Here is a 23,723-nt window from a genome sequence, read left to right as displayed (position 1 = left end):
GCTTATTTCAAACCGTTCGACCAATACAGCACATCGTCTTGACGGTCGAACACGAAGGCTTTCATCGCCGTCTGCTGGGCTGCGTCGAGTTGATCGAATTCGAGGCCGTGGGTCGACGGCTCGCCTGGCGAGTTGCCTTTCTGCACGTTGCGGATCACAGCGCTGGTTTCGATTTGCGTGTCGATATCAGCTGATTTGAGCCGGAACGATACGCGTAGGCGTTCGCCGACTGCTCCCAAGGTCCATGACGCGGTCAGCGACATGCCCAGTGCACTGATGCCTTTTGCTAGGCCTACCCCTTCATAGGTGTCTCCGGTTTCGCCGATGCCGAAGCGTACCGCGAGGTGCGTGCGGACACGGATCGACTTGCGCTCGCGCAAGCGGCGGATCACGCCGGGTTTTGATAGCACGACATAGTCGAATGGTGCGCGGCAGATTGCCTCTACCGTGCAGACGAAGCGGAATACGGCCTGGCTCGCTATGGCGACGATTTCTACGTTCTCGCCGAGGCCTAGTGGGAGCATGCGGCCTTCTTGTAGTGGCGGTGTTATGAATAGCGCGTGGTTTGGCGCGAAGCCGATGATGCGGGATGGATGCATTGGGGCGCCGCTGCCGAGCTGGGCGCGCAGGCCTATTAGTGCACCTATTGTCAGGTGCATGTCTTTTATTGTTAGCTTTTCGGTTGATTCTGCTTCTGCTTCTGTTTGCTGCTGGGGTGTGATTGTGTCCAGTAAGTCGCCGCGCTGCGGATGGAAGTTTTCGAACAGGAATTTGCGCTCGTCCGTGGTCGCCAGGATCGTGCCGCCGGCGAAGAGGAGTGTGCCGTCGGAGTCTGCGATTGGCCAAGCTAGGGGCGTGCCTACCGGTACCGCGCTCAGGGTTAGTTCTGGTGATGCGGGTTCGGGTGCTGATGCGGGTTCCACCGCTTGGGGTTCTGCTGGGGTTTCCATGGTGTATGGCTAAATAAGTAGCGGGATTACTTGTTTACGGCCGCACCGTAGGGATGCTTTAGTTTTTTGGCCTTTCCTTGTTTTCTTTGTGGTTTATTAGTGTTGCCCCTGTGCGGGGCGGCACCTACTTTTCTTTGCCTGCCGCAAAGAAAAGTAGGCAAAAGAAAGCGGCTTTACACCGCCAATGCTAAGCGGGTCCCTCGCGCAGTCACGGTAGTGGAGCATCTGGAATCTGTGTTTTCGCACATTCCGCCCTGGTGACAAGGCAGTCATTCTTCCGGCGGCGCTGCGCGCGCCGTGGCGGTACTTCTTAACACCGCTAGTCAGATTTTCGCTTTCCGGATCTTCGATGCGCTCCTCTTATGGGGCACTGCGTCGACCTCCGAGCATCGCGATGCTCGAAGGCGTTGTCGGTGATCCGCGCGGAGTTCTCGAGTGCGGCTGTTATTTATTATGCTTAACTAAATAATTTGCCACCTCCTCGGCGGTAGCAGGTTCGTGCGCTTCTCATCTTTTTCAAAATAAATTCACAAAGGGGGTTGACGGGGTGCGGACCGCATCGCATAATTCGCCTCCCGTTTGATGACGGACGCGAAGAAAGCAGAGCTTCTTAGCGAGTGATCTTTAAAAATTAACAGCCGATAAGTGTGGGCGCTTGATGCGCGACGCGACGATGGATTCTTCGGGGTCTGTCGACAAGCGAAAGTATCAAGTCTCACACTAGTATCAAGGAAAGGTTTTCCTGCTGGAGTGGATTCACGCCGGCAGGAGGATCATTCGTCAGTACGTTGAGTGAGCGACCGGTTGGTAAAACAACCGAAAAACAGTAACAGGTTTGAACTGAAGAGTTTGATCCTGGCTCAGATTGAACGCTGGCGGCATGCCTTACACATGCAAGTCGAACGGCAGCACGGGAGCAATCCTGGTGGCGAGTGGCGAACGGGTGAGTAATACATCGGAACGTGTCCTGTAGTGGGGGATAGCCCGGCGAAAGCCGGATTAATACCGCATACGCTCTACGGAGGAAAGGGGGGGATCTTCGGACCTCCCGCTACAGGGGCGGCCGATGGCAGATTAGCTAGTTGGTGGGGTAAAGGCCTACCAAGGCGACGATCTGTAGCTGGTCTGAGAGGACGACCAGCCACACTGGGACTGAGACACGGCCCAGACTCCTACGGGAGGCAGCAGTGGGGAATTTTGGACAATGGGCGCAAGCCTGATCCAGCAATGCCGCGTGTGTGAAGAAGGCCTTCGGGTTGTAAAGCACTTTTGTCCGGAAAGAAAACCTCTGGGTTAATACCCCGGGGGGATGACGGTACCGGAAGAATAAGCACCGGCTAACTACGTGCCAGCAGCCGCGGTAATACGTAGGGTGCAAGCGTTAATCGGAATTACTGGGCGTAAAGCGTGCGCAGGCGGTCCGCTAAGACAGATGTGAAATCCCCGGGCTTAACCTGGGAACTGCATTTGTGACTGGCGGGCTAGAGTATGGCAGAGGGGGGTAGAATTCCACGTGTAGCAGTGAAATGCGTAGAGATGTGGAGGAATACCGATGGCGAAGGCAGCCCCCTGGGCCAATACTGACGCTCATGCACGAAAGCGTGGGGAGCAAACAGGATTAGATACCCTGGTAGTCCACGCCCTAAACGATGTCAACTAGTTGTCGGGTCTTCATTGACTTGGTAACGTAGCTAACGCGTGAAGTTGACCGCCTGGGGAGTACGGTCGCAAGATTAAAACTCAAAGGAATTGACGGGGACCCGCACAAGCGGTGGATGATGTGGATTAATTCGATGCAACGCGAAAAACCTTACCTACCCTTGACATGTATGGAATCCTGCCGAGAGGTGGGAGTGCCCGAAAGGGAGCCATAACACAGGTGCTGCATGGCTGTCGTCAGCTCGTGTCGTGAGATGTTGGGTTAAGTCCCGCAACGAGCGCAACCCTTGTCCCTAGTTGCTACGCAAGAGCACTCCAGGGAGACTGCCGGTGACAAACCGGAGGAAGGTGGGGATGACGTCAAGTCCTCATGGCCCTTATGGGTAGGGCTTCACACGTCATACAATGGTCGGAACAGAGGGTCGCCAACCCGCGAGGGGGAGCCAATCCCAGAAAACCGATCGTAGTCCGGATCGCACTCTGCAACTCGAGTGCGTGAAGCTGGAATCGCTAGTAATCGCGGATCAGCATGCCGCGGTGAATACGTTCCCGGGTCTTGTACACACCGCCCGTCACACCATGGGAGTGGGTTTTACCAGAAGTGGCTAGTCTAACCGCAAGGAGGACGGTCACCACGGTAGGATTCATGACTGGGGTGAAGTCGTAACAAGGTAGCCGTATCGGAAGGTGCGGCTGGATCACCTCCTTTCTCGAGCTAACGTGTCAAACGTTGAGCGCTCACGCTTATCGGCTGTGAAAAAGACAGACTCAGGGGTCTGTAGCTCAGTCGGTTAGAGCACCGTCTTGATAAGGCGGGGGTCGATGGTTCGAATCCATCCAGACCCACCACTGTTTCTGCGGTGGCTGCGCTAATCGCTAAAACCCCTGGGGTATCAGGTACAGATAGCGATGTCTGTGTATGACTGGGGGATTAGCTCAGCTGGGAGAGCACCTGCTTTGCAAGCAGGGGGTCGTCGGTTCGATCCCGTCATCCTCCACCAATCCTCAATGCCTAGCGTTCGGTGCTAACCGAGCTTTATGCATTGGCGATTGAGCCAGTCAGAGTGATATGAAGCAGAGCTTTATATCGGCTGTCGTTCTTTAACAATCAGGAAGAAGTAGTAAAGAGATTCACGAAAGCATACTTAGAGATGGGTGTGTGAGTAGGTGAATCAGGGTTGTGATTGTATCAATGTATGAAAAGGTAATCGAAAGATTGCTTTGGAATACGGCGCAACACGAATACTCAACCTGTAACGATGTGATGAAGTCATGCGCAAGCGTGGCAGAGACACACCCGTTATAGGGTCAAGCGAACAAGTGCATGTGGTGGATGCCTTGGCGATCACAGGCGATGAAGGACGCGGTAGCCTGCGAAAAGCGGTGGGGAGCTGGCAAACGAGCTTTGATCCACCGATATCCGAATGGGGAAACCCACTCCGTATGGAGTATCCGTAGCTGAATACATAGGCTACGCGAAGCGAACGCGGTGAACTGAAACATCTAAGTAACCGCAGGAAAAGAAATCAACCGAGATTCCCAGAGTAGTGGCGAGCGAAATGGGACCAGCCTGTACTCTTTATCTTCATTGTTAGTCGAAGGCTCTGGAAAGTGCCGCCATAGCAGGTGATAGCCCTGTAGACGAAAACAGCGAGGAAGAACTGGGTGTACGACAAGTAGGGCGGGACACGTGAAATCCTGTCTGAAGATGGGGGGACCATCCTCCAAGGCTAAATACTCGTGATCGACCGATAGTGAACCAGTACCGTGAGGGAAAGGCGAAAAGAACCCCGGGAGGGGAGTGAAACAGATCCTGAAACCGCATGCATACAAACAGTCGGAGCCTCGCAAGGGGTGACGGCGTACCTTTTGTATAATGGGTCAGCGACTTACATTCAGTGGCAAGCTTAACCGATTAGGGCAGGCGTAGCGAAAGCGAGTCCGAACAGGGCGTTCAGTCGCTGGGTGTAGACCCGAAACCAGGTGATCTATCCATGGCCAGGATGAAGGTGCGGTAACACGTACTGGAGGTCCGAACCCACTAACGTTGAAAAGTTAGGGGATGAGCTGTGGATAGGGGTGAAAGGCTAAACAAACCTGGAAATAGCTGGTTCTCTCCGAAAACTATTTAGGTAGTGCCTCGTGTATCACCTTCGGGGGTAGAGCACTGTCATGGTTGTGGGGTCCATTGCGGATTACTACGCCATAGCAAACTCCGAATACCGAAGAGTGCAATCACGGGAGACAGACATCGGGTGCTAACGTCCGGTGTCAAGAGGGAAACAACCCAGACCGCCAGCTAAGGTCCCCAAATATTGCTAAGTGGGAAACGAAGTGGGAAGGCTAAAACAGTCAGGAGGTTGGCTTAGAAGCAGCCATCCTTTAAAGAAAGCGTAATAGCTCACTGATCGAGTCGTCCTGCGCGGAAGATGTAACGGGGCTAAGCAATATACCGAAGCTGCGGATGCACAGTAATGTGCATGGTAGGAGAGCGTTCCGTAAGCCTGCGAAGGTGCATTGAAAAGTGCGCTGGAGGTATCGGAAGTGCGAATGCTGACATGAGTAGCGATAAAGGGGGTGAAAGGCCCCCTCGCCGTAAGCCCAAGGTTTCCTACGCAACGTTCATCGGCGTAGGGTGAGTCGGCCCCTAAGGCGAGGCAGAAATGCGTAGCTGATGGGAAGCAGGTTAATATTCCTGCACCATTGTTAAATGCGATGGGGGGACGGATCGCGGAAGGTTGTCCGGGTGTTGGAAGTCCCGGTTCCTGTGTTGGAGAAGGCGCTTTGGCAAATCCGGGCGCGCAATTCAAGGGCATGGGACGAGTGATCCAGGTCACGAAGCAACTGGAAGTGGTTCCAAGAAAAGCCTCTAAGCTTCAGTTTAACAAGACCGTACCGCAAACCGACACAGGTGGGCGAGATGAGTATTCTAAGGCGCTTGAGAGAACTCGGGAGAAGGAACTCGGCAAATTGGTACCGTAACTTCGGGATAAGGTACGCCCCTGTAGCTTGACTGGCCTGCGCCAGAAGGGCGAAGGGGTTGCAATAAACTGGTGGCTGCGACTGTTTAATAAAAACACAGCACTCTGCAAACACGAAAGTGGACGTATAGGGTGTGACGCCTGCCCGGTGCCGGAAGATTAAATGATGGGGTGCAAGCTCTTGATTGAAGTCCCGGTAAACGGCGGCCGTAACTATAACGGTCCTAAGGTAGCGAAATTCCTTGTCGGGTAAGTTCCGACCTGCACGAATGGCGTAACGATGGCCACACTGTCTCCTCCCGAGACTCAGCGAAGTTGAAGTGTTTGTGATGATGCAATCTCCCCGCGGCTAGACGGAAAGACCCCATGAACCTTTACTGTAGCTTTGCATTGGACTTTGAACCGGTCTGTGTAGGATAGGTGGGAGGCTGTGAAGCGTGGACGCCAGTCTGCGTGGAGCCGTCCTTGAAATACCACCCTGGTTTGTTTGAGGTTCTAACCTTGGCCCGTGATCCGGGTCGGGGACAGTGCATGGTAGGCAGTTTGACTGGGGCGGTCTCCTCCCAAAGTGTAACGGAGGAGTACGAAGGTACGCTAGGTACGGTCGGAAATCGTGCTGATAGTGCAATGGCATAAGCGTGCTTAACTGCGAGACCGACAAGTCGAGCAGGTGCGAAAGCAGGTCATAGTGATCCGGTGGTTCTGTATGGAAGGGCCATCGCTCAACGGATAAAAGGTACTCTGGGGATAACAGGCTGATACCGCCCAAGAGTTCATATCGACGGCGGTGTTTGGCACCTCGATGTCGGCTCATCTCATCCTGGGGCTGTAGCCGGTCCCAAGGGTATGGCTGTTCGCCATTTAAAGAGGTACGTGAGCTGGGTTTAAAACGTCGTGAGACAGTTTGGTCCCTATCTGCCGTGGGCGCTGGATATTTGAAGGGGGCTGCTCCTAGTACGAGAGGACCGGAGTGGACGAACCTCTGGTGTACCGGTTGTCACGCCAGTGGCATCGCCGGGTAGCTATGTTCGGAAGAGATAACCGCTGAAAGCATCTAAGCGGGAAACTCGCCTTAAGATGAGATATCCCCGGGGCTTCGAGCCCCTTGAAGGGTCGTTCAAGACCAGGACGTTGATAGGTCAGGTGTGGAAGCGCAGTAATGCGTTAAGCTAACTGATACTAATTGCCCGTAAGGCTTGATCCTATAACAGGTGTGTGTCGGCAGCCGTTAGTGCTTTGGCACTTATGGATGCCCCACCCTGCGCCACGCGCAGGGTCTCCAGAACACCCAGGTTGAGATCAGTGTTGTGCCAGAAACAACACAGCCCAACGCATTACCGAGAGGCATCCTCTCAGCTACTTCTTCCAGATTGGCTGTATTGCCCCAGGGCAGTACGGCAACAAGTCATGCCTGATGACCATAGCGAGTCGGTCCCACCCCTTCCCATCCCGAACAGGACCGTGAAACGACTCCACGCCGATGATAGTGCGGATTCCCGTGTGAAAGTAGGTAATCGTCAGGCTCCCCTGCAGCACCAGAAACCCCACCCCGAAACGGTGGGGTTTCTGCGTTTACGCCGGTAAAAACTAGCGTGCTTTTAAAAGGCACGTGAAAACAGCGATTCAGTTCTTGCCCAGTCGAAGCGCGTGCGCATAACCCGTCAGCTCCAGATAAGCGCGTCCGAGAGCAACGCCGTCGCGGCTCACACGTACCGCACCCTCCCAATACACCGCACCGGTGGATTGCCGCGAGTCGAGTTCCTGGTCGTCCATCAGCGGCTCTAACTGCCACGTCAGTGCTCCGGTTTTGACCGTCATCGAAACGGGGTATGACGTGTTCGTGCGCGGCGAGCGCCACGTACGGATCGGCGTGAAGTCGACCTGGCCGGGGTCGAACGTCGTGACGTGTCCGTCGCGGTTTCTCAACGCCGCATGTGCCCACACCGCGTGTCCGTCGCGGCCGCGCACCTTGAACGCCATCAAGGCTGAGCCATCCGTCAAGTTGGCGCCGAGCCAATCCCACCCGACCGCATCGGCGTCAAGTAGGGTGCTCGACCATTCATGATCGAGCCACGCCGCGCCAGTGACGGTTGTCTCGTTCTTCGACGTGGTGCCCGCCGCGGCCGGGCGGACGACGCTGCCGGTCACGCGCAATTGAGGCTCGCTGTAGTAATAACTCGCCTGCTCGGGCCGCGGACCTTTGCGCGAGTACCCGTGCTCGCCTTGCACTAACGGAGCCTGCGTCGGCGTCAGCGAGAGATGCAGTGAAAAACCGTTGGCATCGACCGTTACGTCGTAATGGCCGTCGACGGCACGGATGATTTTCCATGCGTCAAGTTTGACGTCGGTATTGCCTGGTTTGGCGTAGGCGAGCCCGAAGCCTTGGCGGGCAATGCGTTGATCGTGCGTGAGGTGGCCGATCGCAGGATCGCTCAGCGCGGCGTGAGCGATGATTAATTGCGAGGGTGCAAATGCACTCGGATCGGCGGCATCGTGACCAGTCGCCGAGCGGAAAAAGGTGATCTGAAAACCGAGCGGCTGGTTATCCGGTGTAGTGAGCCAGCCGGTCGCGTACCACCACTCGGTGCGAAAAGGCGCGTGTGCGCCGCTGTCCTGGGGAAGCGTGATCGGATGGTTCGGTGTGACCGCCGCGAATTCTGGCGTTGCGGCGAACACAGGAACACCAGACAGAAAACCGACGCACAGAATTGCATTAACCTTCGCGCGCAACCCCCACATCACCAATCCTCCTTCACGGCGCGCACCGCATCCACCGACACCGCGCCACGTCCCGCGATCACCGCCGTCGAGCACGACGACGCCAGCATCACAAGCGCAACGGTGCCCAACACCGTCCATGGAACGTGCAGCGACATACTCCAATGAAACGACTGTGGATTAACGACAAACACAAGGATCAGACTGATTGCGAATCCCAGAACGAAACCCATCGCGATGCCGCAAGCGGTGAGCATCCCGCCTTCCAGCGCAAGAATCGCAAGGATCTGCGAGCGGGTCACGCCCACGTGCCGCAACATGCCGAACTCACGAGCCCGCGCAAGTGTCTGCGCAGAAAACGTCGCCGCCACGCCGAACAATCCGATCACGATAGCGACGGCTTCGAGAAGGTAAGTCACCGCGAAACTCCGATCGAAGATGACCAGCGTGCGCGCGCGAATCTCGCCCGGTTGCGACAGGTCCATCGATGCGCCGAAGGGTAGCGCACGCAGCCCCGCGATAACGCGTTCGACGCGCGTTCCCGGCTGAACGGTGACGGCCACATCGGTCGCACGGTTATCGGCGGTCAGGCGTCGATAATCGGCAAGTCGTATCTGGATCGCGCCGGTCTGACGCACATAATCGCGCCATATGCCGGCCACCACAAACTCATGACCGCGCTCGCCGAGCGGCAACTGCACACGTTGGCCGAACTTATAACCGTACAGATCGACCATTGCTTCGGATACCCAAACAGGTGTCTCGCCCTCATGCAATGCGGAAGGCGGCAGCACCGCTCCCGTCATTTGCAGATTCGCGCCCGGATCGGCGGCATCGATTTCACGTGCGAGCACGGCAATGTCCGGCCGCGCAGGGTCGAGGGTGAGATGCGAGGTACGGGCAAATGCGGCCGATTTGATGCCAGGCACAGCTGCCAGCAGCGTCTGTTCGTCGGGGCGCAGGCCGCCGGTATCGCCGTTTGGCGCCACGCGAACGTACAGGTCGGCGAAGAGCAGGTGGCTCAGCCAGTCTTCGACGGAAACGCGGAAGCTGGCCACCATGATCGCCATCGCGACGATCAGCGCGAAGCTCGACAACACGCCGCCCATTGCAATCGATGCGTGACCCGGTGCGTTCGCGAGGCGCGTCAACGCCAGCGTGGCGGCGGCGCCGGCGCGAACTCGGGCGCCGAGCGCGCGGCTCGCAGCACCGAAGATCGACGCGGTGACGCGCGGCATCAACGCGATACCGCCTATCAGCAGGAACGCCACGGCGAGATAACCGCCGACAGGCGCGTCGAACCAGGGCGGCAACTGCGTGAGGACGGCGGCAACAAAAAGGCATGCCAAAGCGGGCCACGGCGTAGCGAGCCGCGCCAATGCGCCTTCTTCGGCGCCCGCCTTGAGCGCCGCCGCCGGCCGTGCGCGGGCGGCTTCCAATGCGGGCGCAAGACTGCCGAGTAGCGACACGGCAATGCCGAGCGTCAGAAACAGCGCGCTGGCAAGCGGTTCGAAGCCGACTTGCGGTTGCACGCCGGGAAAGTAGCCGCCGCCCAGGTCGCTGCCGAAAAAACGCAACGCGACGCTTGCCATCGCATAGCCGAGCGCGAGTCCAAGCAGCGAACCTAGCAGGCCGAGCAGCGCGCCTTCCATCAGAATCTGGCGCAACAATTGGCCGCGTGTCAGTCCGAGTACTCGCAGCATCGCGAACTGCGCGCGGCGCCGCACGACCCCCAGCGCCTGCGTCGAAAACACCAGGAACGCACCGGTGAAGAGCGCGACCAACGCGAGCACGTTCATATTGATTCGATAAGCGCGCGACAGACGGTCCGTGCGGCTTTCGGCGTCGCGCGTTTCGGAGATCACCCACTGGCTGCCAAGCCGCGCCTGCAGGTCACGCTTGAAGCGCTCTCGATCGACGCCGCGCTCGAGTTGCAAGTCGATGCGCGAGAGCTTACCCACGTTGCCGAACTTCCATTGAGCGGTGGCGATATCCATTACCGCGAGCCGCTGGCCCGGTCGCGTTCGCACAAGGCCGCCGGCCACGCGTAAGCGCACGATCGCCGTGCCGCTGCGCAGCGACACGTAGTCGCCGATTTTCACCTTCAACCATTGTTGTGCCGCCGACGAGAGAAACATCGTGTCGGCAGCGAGCGTATCGTACGGATGATCCGGCGATGGCACGCCGATCAGGTCGGGTGCAATGCGGCTTGCCTTGAAGATGTCGATGCCGAGTGCGGGCAGCGGGGCACTCTGATTCGGCACGGTGATGTCGAGCGCGAGGACGGGACTGGCCAGCGCCACCCCCGGCTCGTCTGCCAAACGCGGATAGATCGATTCGTCGAAGGCAGGTTGCGCGCCGCGCACTTGCAGATCGGCTTGGCCTGACAGACTGCGAGCCGCCGCGGAGAATTCGTTGAAGGCCGCGCTGTTGATCAGTTGAACTGCATAACCGAGGGCGACGCCGAGCGCGATCGTCGCGATGGCGACCAAGGCGCGCCCGCGATGGCTGCGCCATTCAGCGCCAAGCAGCCAGCGCGCGAGGATGCGATGGCCTTTCATGCGCAGCAGTGGCCGTGGCTCAGCGTGCATCATCGGCGGAACGCGCCGTGGATGGCGAATCGGAACGCGCGGCGTGTCCGGATGGATGCAAGCCGCCGTCGCTCAGAATCAGGATTCGATCGGCAATGGCAGCCGCCGCTTCCGAGTGCGTGACCATGATGGTGGCCGCGCCGCTTGCCTTGCTTTCCGCACGGAACAGACCGAGCACCTCGTGTGCGGTATCGGGGTCGAGGTTGCCGGTGGGTTCGTCGGCGAGGATTAGGGTGGGACGATGCACCAGCGCCCGAGCGATGGCGACGCGCTGCAGTTCACCGCCCGACAACTGCCGCGGAAAGTCGTCGCCCCGGCCGCCCAGGCCGACGGCTGCGAGCATGTCGAGCGCGCCGGCCGTGGGCAGTTCGTTCAATAGCAGAGGCAAGGCCACATTCTGCGCGAGCGTCAGATGCGGCAGCACGTGAAATGCCTGGAACACAAAGCCGAGTTTTTGCCGGCGCAGCCGCGTCGCCGCGTTGTCATCGAGACGGGAGACCACGCTGCCGTCGATAACCACATCGCCGCTATCCGCGCTGTCGAGGCCCGCGATCAGATTCAGCAGCGTCGATTTGCCGACACCCGAGTCGCCCATGATCGCGACGAATTCACCCGGCTCCAGCGTGAAATCGAGGTGCGCAAGCACGATGCGGCCGGCGCCATACGTTTTACTCAGCCCGCGGCACTCGAGCGCGGGAACGACACCTTCATCACGAAGCACCATGCGGTATCCGATAAGTCTGGCCGGCGAGGGCGGCGTCGAGCGATGCGAAGAAACACGCGCACCGTGTACGAGCAGCAGCCCTGAACCGCCGCAGTATATTCGGGTTGAGAATAGCGCGTGAACCAGAGCTGAAAAGCGGAGCGGCGAGCACACAATCACAGCGCACCGTTTAAACCTTTCAATAAGCTATCGATTGACGTGTTTTGACCGGCCCCTTCGTCGGACGATGATCAAGTCATGCTCCGTTCTGGGGCATAACGGACCTCCACGGACCTCGTATTTCGCGATTTCTGCGCAATCCGTTTGTGCGCTTGCACATTCCAACTTTTCCCGCAAGACCCAAGCTCCGCAAGAGCGCGTTACAGAAAACATCTTTTTGCCGTGGTGCGATGCAAAATCTTTTAGATAAGGGTAATCTCTTACTCCTTGCTGATTTGCCTCAAAGAAACGTCGACTAGTACCTCTCCGACCTCCTCAGCGACCCAAAGCTTTCAAATACATTTCGATGCCTTCTATTTTGAAGGCGTTGAGGTGGTGTTTTGTACTTCAAGTATCGAAAAGAACACATGCCATTGCCTCCGCTTCTTAGCCTTCTAATCTGGATCCCTATTTTTGCCGGCCTGATGGTGTTGCGTGCCGGATCAGACCGGGCGCTCGGCCGTACTCGATTGCTCGCGCTTGCAGGCGCGGTAGCGGGCTTCCTGCCGGTCATTCCGCTCGTCGCCAACTTTCGCAATGACGTGACGACCATGCAGTTCGTCGAGAACGTCAAATGGTCGCCGACGTTCGACATCGCGTGGCATGTGGGGGTGGATGGCATTTCGCTGTGGCTGGTCGCGTTGACCGCGCTCACTACGATCATCATCGTGGTCGCCTCGTGGGAGTCGATTACCGAGCGCACCGCGCAGTACTTCGGCGCGTTTCTGATGTTGTCGGGTTTCATGCAAGGCGTCTTCACTTCGCTCGACGGCATGCTGTTCTTCATTTCGTTCGAAGCGACGCTGATTCCGCTTTACCTGCTGATCGGCACGTGGGGTCACTCGAACCGCTCGTATGCGGCGGTCAAGTTCTTCTTCGTCTCGTTCCTCGGCTCGCTGATGATGCTGATGTCGATGCTGTATCTGTACAGCCAGACGCACAGCTTCGATCTCGCGCAATGGCGTGAAACGCATCTCGGCACCATGCCGCAGGTATTGATTTTCCTCGGCTTCCTCGCGGCCTTTGGTGTGAAGGTGCCGATGTGGCCGTTGCATACGTGGCTGCCGGATGTCCACCTTGACGGACCGACCGGCGCCGCCGTGATGATCGGTATGCTCAAGCTCGGCGGCTATGGTCTGCTGCGCTTTGCGCTGCCGATCGCGCCGCAGGCGAGTCACTTCTTTGCGCCGATGATGATCACGCTGTCGCTGGTCGCGGTGATCTACTCGAGTCTGCTGGCACTCGTGCAGAGCGATATGCGCCGCTTGCTCGCGTATTCGACGGTCGCGCACATGGGTCTCGTCACGCTCGGCCTGTTCGTCTTCAATCGTATCGGCCAGGCTGGCGCGATCGTGCAGATGCTGTCGTACGGCGTAGTGTCGGGCGCGATGCTGCTGTGCACGGGCATGCTCTACGATCGCACGCAAACCGCCTCGATCTCCGAGTACGGCGGTGTTGCCAACACCATGCCGAAGTTCGCTGCCTTCGTGATGCTGTTCTCGATGGCGAATATCGGCTTGCCAGGTACGTCGGGTTTCGTCGGCGAGTTCATGGTGCTGATGGGCACGATCCGCTTCAATTTCTGGATCGGCGCAATCGCGGCCTCGACACTGATTCTGAGCGCGGCGTACACGCTCTGGATGTACAAGCGCGTGATCTTCGGCGCGATTGCCAATGCACGCGTCGCGAAGCTGAAGGATCTCGGCAAACGTGAGTTCGTTTTGCTCGGCGCAATGGCATTGCTGGTGCTGGCGATCGGTCTCGATCCTAAGCCGTTCACCGATGCGATCGATCCGTCGGTCGGCACGCTGCTCGCGCAATCGGAGCGCAGCACCGCGCATCCTTCGGAGTCCACACCGGCAGACGGTGGCGATCATTTGCAGGCGGCCGCACCCACTGTCGCCGCCGCGGCCCGTTCGCCGGGCTGATAGCGCGCGCTACAGGCGTCTCGCGGTCAAGTTGATGTTGCGCGGGTGAGACGCCTTTGTTTTTTTCATCGACCCCCGGCACCTGCCCTGAGACGATGCAGATCTTTGCGCTGCATCGTCTTACTGCGTTTTCCCTCCCGCCTTTTTCGCCTTCCATTTGTCCTGTGACAAGGTGCGAAGCATCGTGCTTATGCGGCAACATGCCGCACGCGGTTGCGCCGCAATAGATCGTTGCTCATTCAAAGCTTTATTGTGCCTCGCCGCCCCCCTATTATCCGTGCGCTTACTAAAGGGGGCGCTCGAATGACGTTCGTTGAAGTCGTACAAAAAAGGCACTGGATATGAAAGCACAGACTCTGCGAGGGTCGATGAGTTTCGTCTCCACGGGCCTCGTGTTGCTGCTTTCGGGTTGCAGCAACCTCGATATTCTGAATCCGAAGGGGAGCGTGGGGCTGGCGGAGCGTGATCTGATCGCCACGTCTGTCTGGGCCATGCTGATCGTGGTCGTTCCGGTCATTGTGCTCACGCTGCTGTTCGCGTGGCGTTATCGCGCTTCGAACAAAGCGGCCGAATATCGGCCCACATGGGTGCACTCCACCGGCATCGAAATCGTCATCTGGACGATCCCCGCTCTGATCATTTTGTTTCTCGCGGTGCTGACGTGGAAAACCACGCATGAGCTCGATCCTTACCGTCCGCTCGAGTCACAGGTGAAGCCGATTGACGTCGAGGTCGTGGCGCTCGACTGGAAGTGGCTCTTCATTTATCCGGACCTCGGCATTGCGTCGGTCAATCAGGTTGCCTTCCCGGTCGGCACGCCTGTCAACTTCCGTATCACGTCCGACTCGGTAATGAATTCTTTCTTCATTCCGCAACTCGGCGGGCAGATCTACGCGATGGCCGGCATGCAGACGAAACTGCATCTGGTCGCTGACGAAGCTGGCGATTACGCGGGCATGTCGGCTAATTACAGCGGCAAGGGATTTTCGGACATGAAGTTCCGCGCGCTCGCCACGTCGCCTGAACAGTTCAGCGCGTGGGTCGAAAAGGTCCGCTCGTCTTCGGACCGCCTCGATATGGATCGTTACCACGCGGTGTCGCAACCGGGAGAAAAAGCGCCGGTTGCGTACTTCTCGTCAGTCGATCCGAAGCTTTTCCATAACATCATCGCCCGCTACAACAACGGCCACGTGCTCGACGATCTGAAGAACAGCAACTGTGGTCCTAACGGGACAAAGGGGTAAAGCATGTTCGGCAAACTTACTCTCGATGCGGTGCCGTATCATGAACCGATCATCATGGGCGCCGCTGTATTTATGGCGCTTTGCGTGGTCGCGATTCTCGGTGGGGTCACCTATTTCGGCAAATGGCGTTACCTGTGGACGGAATGGCTGACGTCGGTCGACCATAAGAAGATCGGCGTGATGTACATCATCGTCGCGATCATCATGCTGCTGCGGGGTTTTTCCGACGCGGTCATGATGCGTCTGCAGCTTGCGCTCGCCTATATCAATCCTGGCTATCTGCCACCACATCACTACGACCAGGTGTTCACCGCACACGGCGTCATCATGATTTTCTTCATGGCCATGGCGTTCATGATCGGTTTGATGAACATTATCGTGCCGCTGCAGATCGGCGCACGGGACGTGGCTTATCCGTTCATCAATTCGCTGAGCTTCTGGCTGACGGCGATCAGTGCAATCCTCGTCAACATTTCGCTGGTGGTGGGTGAATTCGCGCAGACCGGCTGGCTTGCGTATCCGCCGCTGTCGGAGTTGCAGTTCAGTCCGGGTGTGGGGGTCGATTACTATCTGTGGAGTCTGGAGTTATCCGGTATTGGCACGTTGCTGACCGCGATCAATTTCTTCGTCACGATCGTCAAGATGCGCGCGCCTGGCATGACCTTCATGAAGATGCCGGTGTTCACGTGGACCTCGCTGTGCAGCAACGTGCTTATCATGGCATCGTTTCCGATCCTGACCGTCACGCTGACACTGCTGTGTCTGGACCGTTACCTCGGTATGCATTTCTTCACGAATGACGCCGGCGGCAATGCGATGCTGTATCTGAACCTGATCTGGGCATGGGGCCACCCCGAGGTGTATATCCTCGTGTTGCCTGCGTTCGGTATCTACTCGGAAGTGATCGCAACCTTCGCGAAGAAACCGTTGTTCGGCTACAAGACGATGGTTTACGCGACCTGCGCGATCATGGTGCTGTCGTTCCTCGTATGGCTGCATCACTTCTTCACGATGGGCTCCGGCGCGAACGTCAACGCGTTCTTCGGCATCGTGACGATGATCATCGCGATTCCAACCGGCGTGAAAATCTTCAACTGGTTGTTCACCATGTACAAGGGGCGCATTGAATTCACTGCGCCGGTGCTGTGGACGATCGGTTTCATGGTGACTTTCACGATTGGCGGCATGACCGGAGTGATGGTGGCGATACCGGGCGCGGACTTTGTGCTGCACAACAGTCTGTTCCTGATCGCTCACTTCCACAACGCGATTATCGGCGGGGTGGTGTTCGGTTATCTCGCGGGACTGCAGTACTGGTTCCCGAAGGCGTTCGGCTTCAAGCTGAACGACAAGCTTGGAAAATGCGCGTTCTGGTGCTGGATCATCGGCTTCTATGTTGCGTTCATGCCGCTATACGTGCTGGGCTTCATGGGCATGACTCGCCGCCTGAATCACTACGACAACCCTGCGTGGCACCCGTGGCTGGTGCTTGCCGCAGTTGGCGCGGCCATCATTGCGCTGGGCGTAGTGTTTCAGGTCGTGCAACTGGTGGTCAGTATCCGCAACCGCCATCACCCGGATTATCGCGATGTCACGGGCGATCCATGGGGCGGCCGCACACTCGAGTGGGCGACTAGTTCGCCGCCGCCGGTCTACAACTTCGCGGAGTTGCCGCAGGTACGCGAGCTTGACGCATGGGCTGATATGAAGGCGCGTGCGGCAAACACGCCAATCTCGAAGGAGGCTAAGCCAACCTACCGCGACATCCATATGCCGTCCAATACGAGCGCTGGCCTGATCGTGTCGCTCTTCCTGCTCGCGTTCGGTTTTGCCGCGGTGTGGCATATCTGGTGGCTTGCCATCGTCGGACTGGTCGGGGCGATCGGTACGGTGATCGCTCGCAGTTTCGCCCGTGATGTTGATTACTACATCCCGGCGGATACCGTTGAATTGACCGAAGAGCGCGGCGCCGCCGGTGCGATGACCGCCATGGAGGCACACTGATGTTGCAGAAAACCATAACGGCGCAGCCGCAGCTTGCGCCGGACCATGTGCCGTCGCATTCGGTGTTCGGATTCTGGTTGTACCTAATGACCGACTGCATCGTCTTCGCTGCGCTATTTGCGGTGTTCGCGGTGATGAGCGGCCAGTTCGCAGGCGGTCCGAGCGGCAAGGATCTGTTCGACATCCACGGCGTAGCCGTGGAAACCGCGGTGCTGCTAGTCAGCAGCATCACATACGGCTTCGCGATGCTGGGCGCCTACAAGGGCAAGAAGGGCGTGTTGCTGTTCTGGCTGGCAGTCACGTTCGTGCTGGGTGGGACGTTCCTGACCATGGAGTTGCGCGAGTTTGCAGGTCTCATCGCCGAAGGCGCAGGCCCTGGCCGCAGTGCGTTCCTCTCGTCGTTTTTTACGCTGGTCGGCACGCACGGCTTGCACGTCGCATCCGGCATGTTGTGGATGATCGTGCTGGCCGTTCAGGTGATCGGCTGTCGCGAGATCGGCGAACGCGAACTGAGGCGCCTGACCTGCCTGAGTTTGTTCTGGCACTTCCTTGACATCGTGTGGATCGGTGTCTTCACCTTTGTCTATCTTGGGAGCGTGATTTAAATGGGCCACAGCGAAAGCGTTCACACTGTCCACGCGGGACACGACGGCGAAGCGCACGGTACCGCCCGCGGCTACATGATCGGTTTCGTCCTCGCCGTGTTGTTGACGGCCGCGTCGTTCGGAATTGTCATGACCGGCGCTTTGCAAGGACACCAGGCATTGCTTGCCATCGCCGGTCTTGCACTGGTGCAGATCATCGTGCACTTGGTATTTTTCCTGCATATGAACACGTCGTCGGCACAACGCTGGAACGTGACGGCGTTTGCGTTCACCGCGCTGACCGCGCTGATCCTGATCGGCGGGTCATTGTGGGTCATGCACAACGTCAGCATGATGATGATGTCCCGCTAGCCGGAAGACGCAACGGCTCGGGAAAGCAGTTCCCGCGCAGCCCCGCGAGGCGAAAGTCTTGCGGGGTCTTTTTCATCCGTGCGGCAGCCACGCCATCGACGTGCGATGCAGTTCGCAATTGACCTGGCCAAACGTACGCGTTAGCATCGTTTTCATGATCGCATTTATCCATTCCCTTCCGTATTCCATGCGCGCATGCTGTTGCGGCTTGCCAAGGGGAGCTTGCGTCTAGCGAGTCGATCTGTACACATTCATGTCCCTGAGGCCACCCGTCACTGACCGGTGGCCTTTTTGTTTTAATGCGCTCAACGCCGCGGGAATTCAAATGCCGCTTGCCCTATACGATACCTGGTCGCGCACCCTACGCGCATTCACGCCGATCAATCCGGATTACGTGGGCATGTATTGCTGCGGCCCGACGGTATACGACCACGCGCATATCGGCAATCTTCGGACCTATGTGTTCGAAGACGTGCTTCGGCGCGTGTTGGCGCTGAACGGCCACACCGTGCGGCACGTCGTCAATATCACCGACGTCGGTCATCTCGTCTCCGATGCAGACGAAGGCGAAGACAAAATGGAGAAGGGCAGCCGGCGCACCGGCGAATCGGCATGGGCGATCGCCGAGCGATATACCGCGGCCTTTATGGGCGACTGGCAAGCGTTGAATCTGCTGGAGCCTGCCGTCTGGTGCCGCGCGACGGATCACATTGCCGAGCAGTTCGCTTTTATCGCCGAGCTCGAACGCAACGGCTACACGTATCAGACTTCCGATGGCGTCTATTTCGACACCGGCAAACAGGACGACTACGGTTTTCTTGCGCGTCTCGATGTTGCGGGTTTGCAGGCCGGCAAGCGTGTTGCGGTAGGAGAAAAGCAGCGCGCTACGGACTTCGCGCTTTGGAAGTTCAGTCCATCCGATGCGACGCGCCAAATGGAGTGGGACAGTCCTTGGGGCCGCGGTTTTCCGGGTTGGCATATCGAGTGCTCGGCGATGTCGGCGAAATACCTTGGCCCATGGTTCGATATTCATTGCGGCGGTGAAGATCATATCGCCGTGCATCACAGTAATGAAATTGCGCAGACACAGGCGCGTCACGGCACACGTCTGGCGAACTTCTGGATGCATGGCCATTTCCTTATGCTCGACGCCGGCAAGATGTCGAAGTCCGGTGGCGATTTTGTGCGCTTGCAGACGTTGATCGACCGCGGCATCGATCCGCTGGCGTATCGCTATTTATGCCTGACGGCACACTACCGGAGTACTTTGCGTTTTAATGAGGACGCGCTCGATGCCGCGCAATCCGCGTTGGACCGCTTGCGTAGAACCTACGTGCAATGGCCGGAAGGCGGTTCGGCCGATGCGCGTTTCGTGGCCCGTTTCAAGGCCGAGGTCGATCAGGATCTGAACTTGCCGCGCGCGCTTGCGGTGCTGTGGGAACTCGTCAAGAGCGATCTGCCGGCGGCGACACAACGGGCGACTGTCGATTGCTTCGATACTGTGCTGGGATTAGGGCTCGCGGACTGGAAGGCGGATGCGTTTGCCATTCCCGCGGATATCGCGCTTCTGGCCGAACAGCGTGAGAAGGCTCGGGCCGGCAAGGACTGGGGCGAAGCCGACCGTCTGCGCGAAGCGTTGAAAGCGGCTGGGTGGCATGTCGAAGACAGCGCGAGCGGGCAGTTGTTGCGTCCCCTCGATAAAGCCGGGTTGTGAACACGAGCGTAACGTCGCCTGCTGTTTTCCGGTGCCGTCACGCCGCGTCTCGATCGATCCCGCGTTCGAATAGCGGTAGTCGGCAGCGTCAACGCTGCACGCCGCGTCATTCCGTCAATAAGACGGGCAACTCCGCCATGTCCCGAAACACGTGAACCGCGCCGGCGCCGTGCAGCGCCGTCGCGCTGCTGTGGCCCAGTTCTCTCGGACAATATCCGAACACCGTCGCGCCGGCCGCCACGCCTGCGGTTGCGCCCGTCACGGTGTCTTCCACGACAGCGCAGCGTTTCGGATCCACGCCTAATGCTTTGGCCGCGGCCAGATAGACGTCGGGAAACGGCTTGCTGCGAGGCGTTTCGTGGCCGCTGAAGATGCGCCCCTCGAAGCAATCGAGGATGCCGGCCTTCGTCAGTTGCAATTCCACTTTGATCCGGTCGGCACCGGAGGCGACCGCGATGCGTCCATCGAATGCCGCGTGCAGCGCGCGGACTGCGGAGGCCGCGCCCGGAATCGCCACCAGTTCCCGATCGAGCGCTGCGTTACGGCGCGCGCGAAATTGCATGAGCCACTCCGTGGTGATCGCGAAGCCGGTGCGCGCTTCGATCAACAGTGCTTCATCCTTGACGGCCTTGCCGACGAAAATGCGCATCGTCTCTGCGACGCTCAGGTGCCAGCCCAGTTCGCCGAGCATCTCGGTCAGCACGCGATTGGTGATGGGTTCGGAGTCGACGAGCACGCCGTCGCAGTCGAAGAGTACGGCGTCGAAAGGGAAATCGGCCATCTGGCAGGGATATGGATAAAGGTTCGCGGAACCGGGAAGGATACCGCACGGGGTCGCAAGGCGCTGCGCAGCGGCTAAGGACGGCGCATGAGATTTTGCCGATAGCGCCATGACGCATGGCGGATTGCGTTGCGGGTCCAACGGATTGCTTTGAGAAGCGGGCGCATCCGGTTGCCGCGTACCTGTTCGAGCGGGCGCGCGGCCTGTGGCGCGAGTTGTTCGACCACAGCTTCCGGGGTCGTGAAAAGACGCGTGCGCCAGTCGCAGTAGAGCGGATAACGCAGCAGGACGCCCGCGCTCAACATGTCCAATGTCAGCGTGCGATGCCGCCACGGCACTGGCGCGAGCGCATCGTGCGTCAATCCCCAACCGGCGTAGAAAGGCAGGCCGTAAGTGAAGACGGCTTTGCCGCGCAACAACGCGTCGAAACCCGCGAGCGACGACAGCGTATGAACCTCGTCCGCCACATCGACGAGCGACAGCAAGTCCGCTTCCGTATCCACGACGTCCGCGAGTTGCCGCGCGTCGATCAACCCATTGCGATTTCCCGATAGCACGTCCGGATGCGGCTTGTAGACCACGAATGCATCGGGGCGCTGTTGGCGCACTTCGCGCAGTAACGCGTCGGCGGTGGCGATGGCGCGCGTGCCGAGGCGAATCGATGCATCGTCGGCAACCTGGCCCGGCACCAGTACGACCTGTTTGCCCGCAGGCGCAGTCCATGCCGGGCGACGCCGGCCGAGATTGTATTTGGTGACGCCAAGCTTGACGACCCGAGCGCGCAGCGCGGCCGCGCGCGCCAGTTCGGCTTCGCTGAATTCGGCTTCGTTCAGCAGCACGCTGAGGTCGCTCGGTTGACTGGCGTCGAAGTAGAGGCCGCGGCGGTCGATTACCTGACTGCGCGGCGCGATCATGTCGGAGCCGAGACCCGTCGAATGAAAGAAGCCATCTTCGATTCTGACGCGGCGAACCTCAGGAGGAAGACCGTCCGCGCTACGCGCGCCCCACAGCACCGCGCATTCATCCGCGTGCAGCGACTGCGGCTCGCGCGTCCAGCGCAACGCCGCGCCGCCGGCAGTCACGAATGGCGTAGCGAACGGCCGCTTCCACCACTGGAAACGGATCCCCGCTACTTGCTGCAGATCCGCGAAACGTTGCTGAACCGATTGCTGCAACTCGATGCTGTCGAGCAGATCGTCGAGCGTGCCCGGCGTGTGCGTGGCCGGATTCAGATAGCGCGTAAAGCGCAGGAAGACGACCTCGAACAACGCGGCGAGCGAGGGCCGCGCTGTGCGGTTTGGCAAGCGCAGGTCGTCGTCGGTCAATCCCCAGCCCGCGTAATAGGGTGCACCGAATACGTGCACTGGCACACCGGCCAGCAGCGCGTGCATGCCCTCCGAGGCGCCGAGCGTATAGACGTGATCGACATGAGGCAATGCAGCGCACAGCGATTCACGGCCGGTGAGATGCCGAATGCCCGGTGGCATGGCTTCGACCGACGATGAGAGCCAGCGCCCTGAGCCTTTGTCATCCGAACGCGCGATCCAGAATTCGGCATGTGGATGCGCGGCGCGCGCTGCCATCACCATTCGCGTGAAGGCTTGTCGCGAGTTGCTGACTGCCACCGCACCGAGCCCATTCGAACGCGCGCGCTCGTCGATCAGCATGACGCGGGCCGCGCGGTTGGTTTCGAGTAAAGCGGCGGGACAGACGTGCTGCGATCTACGCATCGTGGTGGCATGCCCGCGCAGTACGCGTTGCATCAGCCGCGCGAGCTCGAGCGAGGCGCCGGCGTTTGGATCATGCTCGAGCGTCGAATTCAGTGCTGCGTTGAGCGCGACCGCAAATGCATCGGCGCCGGCATTAACCACCGGCACGACGAACCATGACAACAAGGGTGCACCGGAAGGACCCTGTGACCAGACCGGCCCCGCCCATGCAGCACTAACATGCTTGCCGCAGATGCGTGCGACGCGCAGCGCCATACGTCCGAGCCAGCGGTCGATCCACGGATGCGCCGAGCGCCCGGCGAGCCAGTTCAGCGAGCGCCAGCCACGCGTGATGCTGCGCAGATCGGCTGCCGCGCTCGCCGGAGCCGGTTGCTCGATGACTGGCTGCTCCATTTAGCGCAGCGTCTCGAGAAAGCGGTCGACGTGTTCGAAATGCTCAGCCCACGTCGGCTCGCGAAACCGTTCAATGCGCGTTAATTGAGCGCTGCGCTCAGGGCTGTCCGTGCGCGCGTAGGCCTGGATGCGGGCGAGCCAGCCGGGGCCGTCAAGCGGATCCAGATAGTCCGGGATGTCTTCGGCGATTTCGTGAAACACGTCGAGGTCGCTGGCGAGCACCGGTACTTTGAGCGCGAAGGCTTCGGCGAGCGGCATGCCGTAGCCTTCGACGAACGACGGGAACAGCAGCGCCTGAGCGTGTTGCAGATAAGCGTGAAGCTGCTCGTCGGAGCAGTGCGCTTCTTCGATCACGACGCCTTTAAGGCTTTCGCAGCGCTCCAGCATATCCACGACGTTTTCGCATTCCCAGCCGCGCCGGCCGATGACGACGAGCTTGGGCGCAGCCGCGCCAAGCTGTTCGACGAGACGCCGCCAGACATGCAGGATGAACCAGTGGTTCTTGCGCGGCTCGATGGTGCCGAGCATGACGAAGTAGGGCGAGGGCAGCGGGCGGGTGGCGAGGGGGCGCTGTGTGACGCCTGACGCCAGGCGAGCGACTACGCTAGGCGGCAGCGGCAGATTCGCGTGGCGCGCTTCGGCGGCGAGCGAGTCGAGCGTGGCTTGCGAATTGGCTATCAGGCCGCTCGCGTGTTTGAGCGCGGTATGCATGCGGTGCCGATGAATCGAATCGACGCCCGGACGGCAGTATTCGGCATGCGTCAACGGGATTAAGTCATGCACCATGAATACGGGGTGAATTTCACGCTTTGTCATTGCGCTGTAATAACGCCCGAATTCCATGCCGTTGTGACTTGTGTGCAACAACACGCCATTAAGTCTTGTTTCTCGCAGGCGATTAAGGCACGCGCGCGCGACTAAAGCGCGGATTGCGTTTCGATTACGGATGGATGACAGGAGCAAAGCAAACGTTTGCTGTGAATCGCACTCGGTCAAAACCGTCGAAAAACCCCGTTCGCTGAGAATTGCACGTGCTTTGGAGCCGTACTTTTGAATATATGCGAGACCGACGCGATCTACACCAGTAGGCAAAAGCCCATCGTAAAGGCGCGTGAGGAGACGGGTGACGTCCAGAAAGATCGTTGACACAGA

13 protein-coding genes, 2 tRNA genes and 3 rRNA genes are annotated in these 23,723 nt (G+C 59.0%); 11 read left to right on the top strand and 7 right to left on the bottom strand.

Going from position 1 to position 23,723, the window contains the following annotated elements; all coding sequences use genetic code 11:
- Positions 1 to 2: 2 nt before the first annotated feature.
- Positions 3 to 950: a flagellar brake protein gene (locus WN982_RS30875; RefSeq protein WP_341319342.1), complete on the bottom strand. Its 948-nt coding sequence runs from the start codon at positions 948 to 950 to the stop codon at positions 3 to 5.
- Between the two features lie 837 nt (positions 951 to 1,787).
- Between WN982_RS30875 and WN982_RS30870 the strand changes: the two genes are divergently transcribed.
- From WN982_RS30870 to rrf, 5 genes are all read left to right on the top strand, one after another.
- Positions 1,788 to 3,318: ribosomal RNA gene (locus WN982_RS30870) — 16S ribosomal RNA — on the top strand.
- A gap of 63 nt (positions 3,319 to 3,381) precedes the next feature.
- Positions 3,382 to 3,458, top strand: a tRNA-Ile gene (locus WN982_RS30865).
- Between the two features lie 76 nt (positions 3,459 to 3,534).
- Positions 3,535 to 3,610, top strand: a tRNA-Ala gene (locus WN982_RS30860).
- A gap of 305 nt (positions 3,611 to 3,915) precedes the next feature.
- A 23S ribosomal RNA gene (locus WN982_RS30855) occupies positions 3,916 to 6,794 on the top strand.
- 206 nt (positions 6,795 to 7,000) lie between these two features.
- Positions 7,001 to 7,113: ribosomal RNA gene (gene rrf / locus WN982_RS30850) — 5S ribosomal RNA — on the top strand.
- The 16S, 23S and 5S rRNA genes sit together here with 2 tRNA genes alongside, the layout of an rRNA operon.
- 100 nt (positions 7,114 to 7,213) lie before the next feature.
- Here rrf and WN982_RS30845 read toward each other — a convergent pair.
- From WN982_RS30845 to WN982_RS30835, 3 genes are read right to left on the bottom strand one after another with little or no spacing between them, the layout of a single operon-like run.
- Complete coding sequence (locus WN982_RS30845; protein WP_341319341.1) at positions 7,214 to 8,329, bottom strand: carotenoid 1,2-hydratase; 1,116 nt, start codon at positions 8,327 to 8,329, stop codon at positions 7,214 to 7,216.
- Complete coding sequence (locus WN982_RS30840; protein WP_341319470.1) at positions 8,329 to 10,899, bottom strand: FtsX-like permease family protein; 2,571 nt, start codon at positions 10,897 to 10,899, stop codon at positions 8,329 to 8,331. The genes WN982_RS30845 and WN982_RS30840 overlap by 1 nt, the downstream gene beginning before the upstream one ends.
- The gene (locus tag WN982_RS30835; protein WP_341319340.1) at positions 10,889 to 11,623 is read right to left on the bottom strand and encodes an ABC transporter ATP-binding protein; all 735 of its coding nucleotides are present in this window, start codon (positions 11,621 to 11,623) and stop codon (positions 10,889 to 10,891) included. The genes WN982_RS30840 and WN982_RS30835 overlap by 11 nt, the downstream gene beginning before the upstream one ends.
- Before the next feature lie 566 nt (positions 11,624 to 12,189).
- Between WN982_RS30835 and WN982_RS30830 the strand changes: the two genes are divergently transcribed.
- The 6 genes from WN982_RS30830 to cysS all read left to right on the top strand — a co-directional run bounded on the left by WN982_RS30830 (position 12,190) and on the right by cysS (position 19,667).
- Positions 12,190 to 13,749, top strand: a complete 1,560-nt coding sequence (locus WN982_RS30830) for an NADH-quinone oxidoreductase subunit M (RefSeq protein WP_341319339.1) — start codon at positions 12,190 to 12,192, stop codon at positions 13,747 to 13,749.
- A 341-nt stretch (positions 13,750 to 14,090) separates the two neighbouring features.
- Positions 14,091 to 14,993: a ubiquinol oxidase subunit II gene (gene cyoA, locus WN982_RS30825; protein ID WP_341319338.1), complete on the top strand. Its 903-nt coding sequence runs from the start codon at positions 14,091 to 14,093 to the stop codon at positions 14,991 to 14,993.
- A 3-nt stretch (positions 14,994 to 14,996) separates the two neighbouring features.
- Positions 14,997 to 16,997 (top strand): cytochrome o ubiquinol oxidase subunit I, encoded by a 2,001-nt coding sequence (cyoB, locus tag WN982_RS30820; RefSeq protein WP_341319337.1) that lies wholly within the window; start codon positions 14,997 to 14,999, stop codon positions 16,995 to 16,997.
- Entirely contained in the window at positions 16,997 to 17,602 is a 606-nt protein-coding gene (gene cyoC, locus WN982_RS30815) for a cytochrome o ubiquinol oxidase subunit III (protein ID WP_341319336.1), read from the top strand. Before cyoB ends, cyoC begins: the two co-directional genes overlap by 1 nt.
- Entirely contained in the window at positions 17,603 to 17,953 is a 351-nt protein-coding gene (cyoD, locus tag WN982_RS30810; protein WP_341319335.1) for a cytochrome o ubiquinol oxidase subunit IV, read from the top strand.
- A gap of 325 nt (positions 17,954 to 18,278) precedes the next feature.
- Entirely contained in the window at positions 18,279 to 19,667 is a 1,389-nt protein-coding gene (gene cysS, locus WN982_RS30805; RefSeq protein WP_341319334.1) for a cysteine--tRNA ligase, read from the top strand.
- Positions 19,668 to 19,773: 106 nt separating this feature from the next.
- Here cysS and WN982_RS30800 read toward each other — a convergent pair whose 3' ends face one another.
- The 3 genes from WN982_RS30800 to WN982_RS30790 all read right to left on the bottom strand — a co-directional run bounded on the left by WN982_RS30800 (position 19,774) and on the right by WN982_RS30790 (position 23,720).
- A complete protein-coding gene (locus WN982_RS30800) occupies positions 19,774 to 20,448 on the bottom strand; it encodes an HAD family phosphatase (RefSeq protein ID WP_341319333.1) in 675 nt (224 codons plus the stop codon).
- A gap of 74 nt (positions 20,449 to 20,522) precedes the next feature.
- Positions 20,523 to 22,571 (bottom strand): capsular biosynthesis protein, encoded by a 2,049-nt coding sequence (locus tag WN982_RS30795; protein ID WP_341319332.1) that lies wholly within the window; start codon positions 22,569 to 22,571, stop codon positions 20,523 to 20,525.
- Positions 22,572 to 23,720 carry a glycosyltransferase family 1 protein gene (locus WN982_RS30790; protein WP_341319331.1) on the bottom strand — a complete coding sequence of 383 codons (1,149 nt, stop codon included), beginning with the start codon at positions 23,718 to 23,720 and terminating at the stop codon, positions 22,572 to 22,574.
- Between the last annotated feature and the right edge of the window lie 3 nt (positions 23,721 to 23,723).

The sequence above is a fragment of the Paraburkholderia sp. IMGN_8 genome, assembly GCF_038050405.1.
In the GTDB taxonomy this organism is placed as follows: Bacteria; Pseudomonadota; Gammaproteobacteria; order Burkholderiales; family Burkholderiaceae; genus Paraburkholderia.
This window is presented reverse-complemented; position numbering and strand designations above follow the sequence as displayed.

Excerpts from the sequence above, each read along its gene's own strand:
- WN982_RS30875 (WP_341319342.1), bottom strand. The coding sequence starts at position 950 with ATGGAAACCCCAGCAGAACCCCAAGCGGTGGAACCCGCATCAGCACCC.
- WN982_RS30845 (WP_341319341.1), bottom strand. The coding sequence starts at position 8,329 with ATGTGGGGGTTGCGCGCGAAGGTTAATGCAATTCTGTGCGTCGGTTTT.
- WN982_RS30840 (WP_341319470.1), bottom strand. The coding sequence starts at position 10,899 with ATGCACGCTGAGCCACGGCCACTGCTGCGCATGAAAGGCCATCGCATC.
- WN982_RS30835 (WP_341319340.1), bottom strand. The coding sequence starts at position 11,623 with ATGGTGCTTCGTGATGAAGGTGTCGTTCCCGCGCTCGAGTGCCGCGGG.
- WN982_RS30830 (WP_341319339.1), top strand. The coding sequence starts at position 12,190 with ATGCCATTGCCTCCGCTTCTTAGCCTTCTAATCTGGATCCCTATTTTT.
- cyoA (WP_341319338.1), top strand. The coding sequence starts at position 14,091 with ATGAAAGCACAGACTCTGCGAGGGTCGATGAGTTTCGTCTCCACGGGC.
- cyoB (WP_341319337.1), top strand. The coding sequence starts at position 14,997 with ATGTTCGGCAAACTTACTCTCGATGCGGTGCCGTATCATGAACCGATC.
- cyoC (WP_341319336.1), top strand. The coding sequence starts at position 16,997 with ATGTTGCAGAAAACCATAACGGCGCAGCCGCAGCTTGCGCCGGACCAT.
- cyoD (WP_341319335.1), top strand. The coding sequence starts at position 17,603 with ATGGGCCACAGCGAAAGCGTTCACACTGTCCACGCGGGACACGACGGC.
- cysS (WP_341319334.1), top strand. The coding sequence starts at position 18,279 with ATGCCGCTTGCCCTATACGATACCTGGTCGCGCACCCTACGCGCATTC.
- WN982_RS30800 (WP_341319333.1), bottom strand. The coding sequence starts at position 20,448 with ATGGCCGATTTCCCTTTCGACGCCGTACTCTTCGACTGCGACGGCGTG.
- WN982_RS30795 (WP_341319332.1), bottom strand. The coding sequence starts at position 22,571 with ATGGAGCAGCCAGTCATCGAGCAACCGGCTCCGGCGAGCGCGGCAGCC.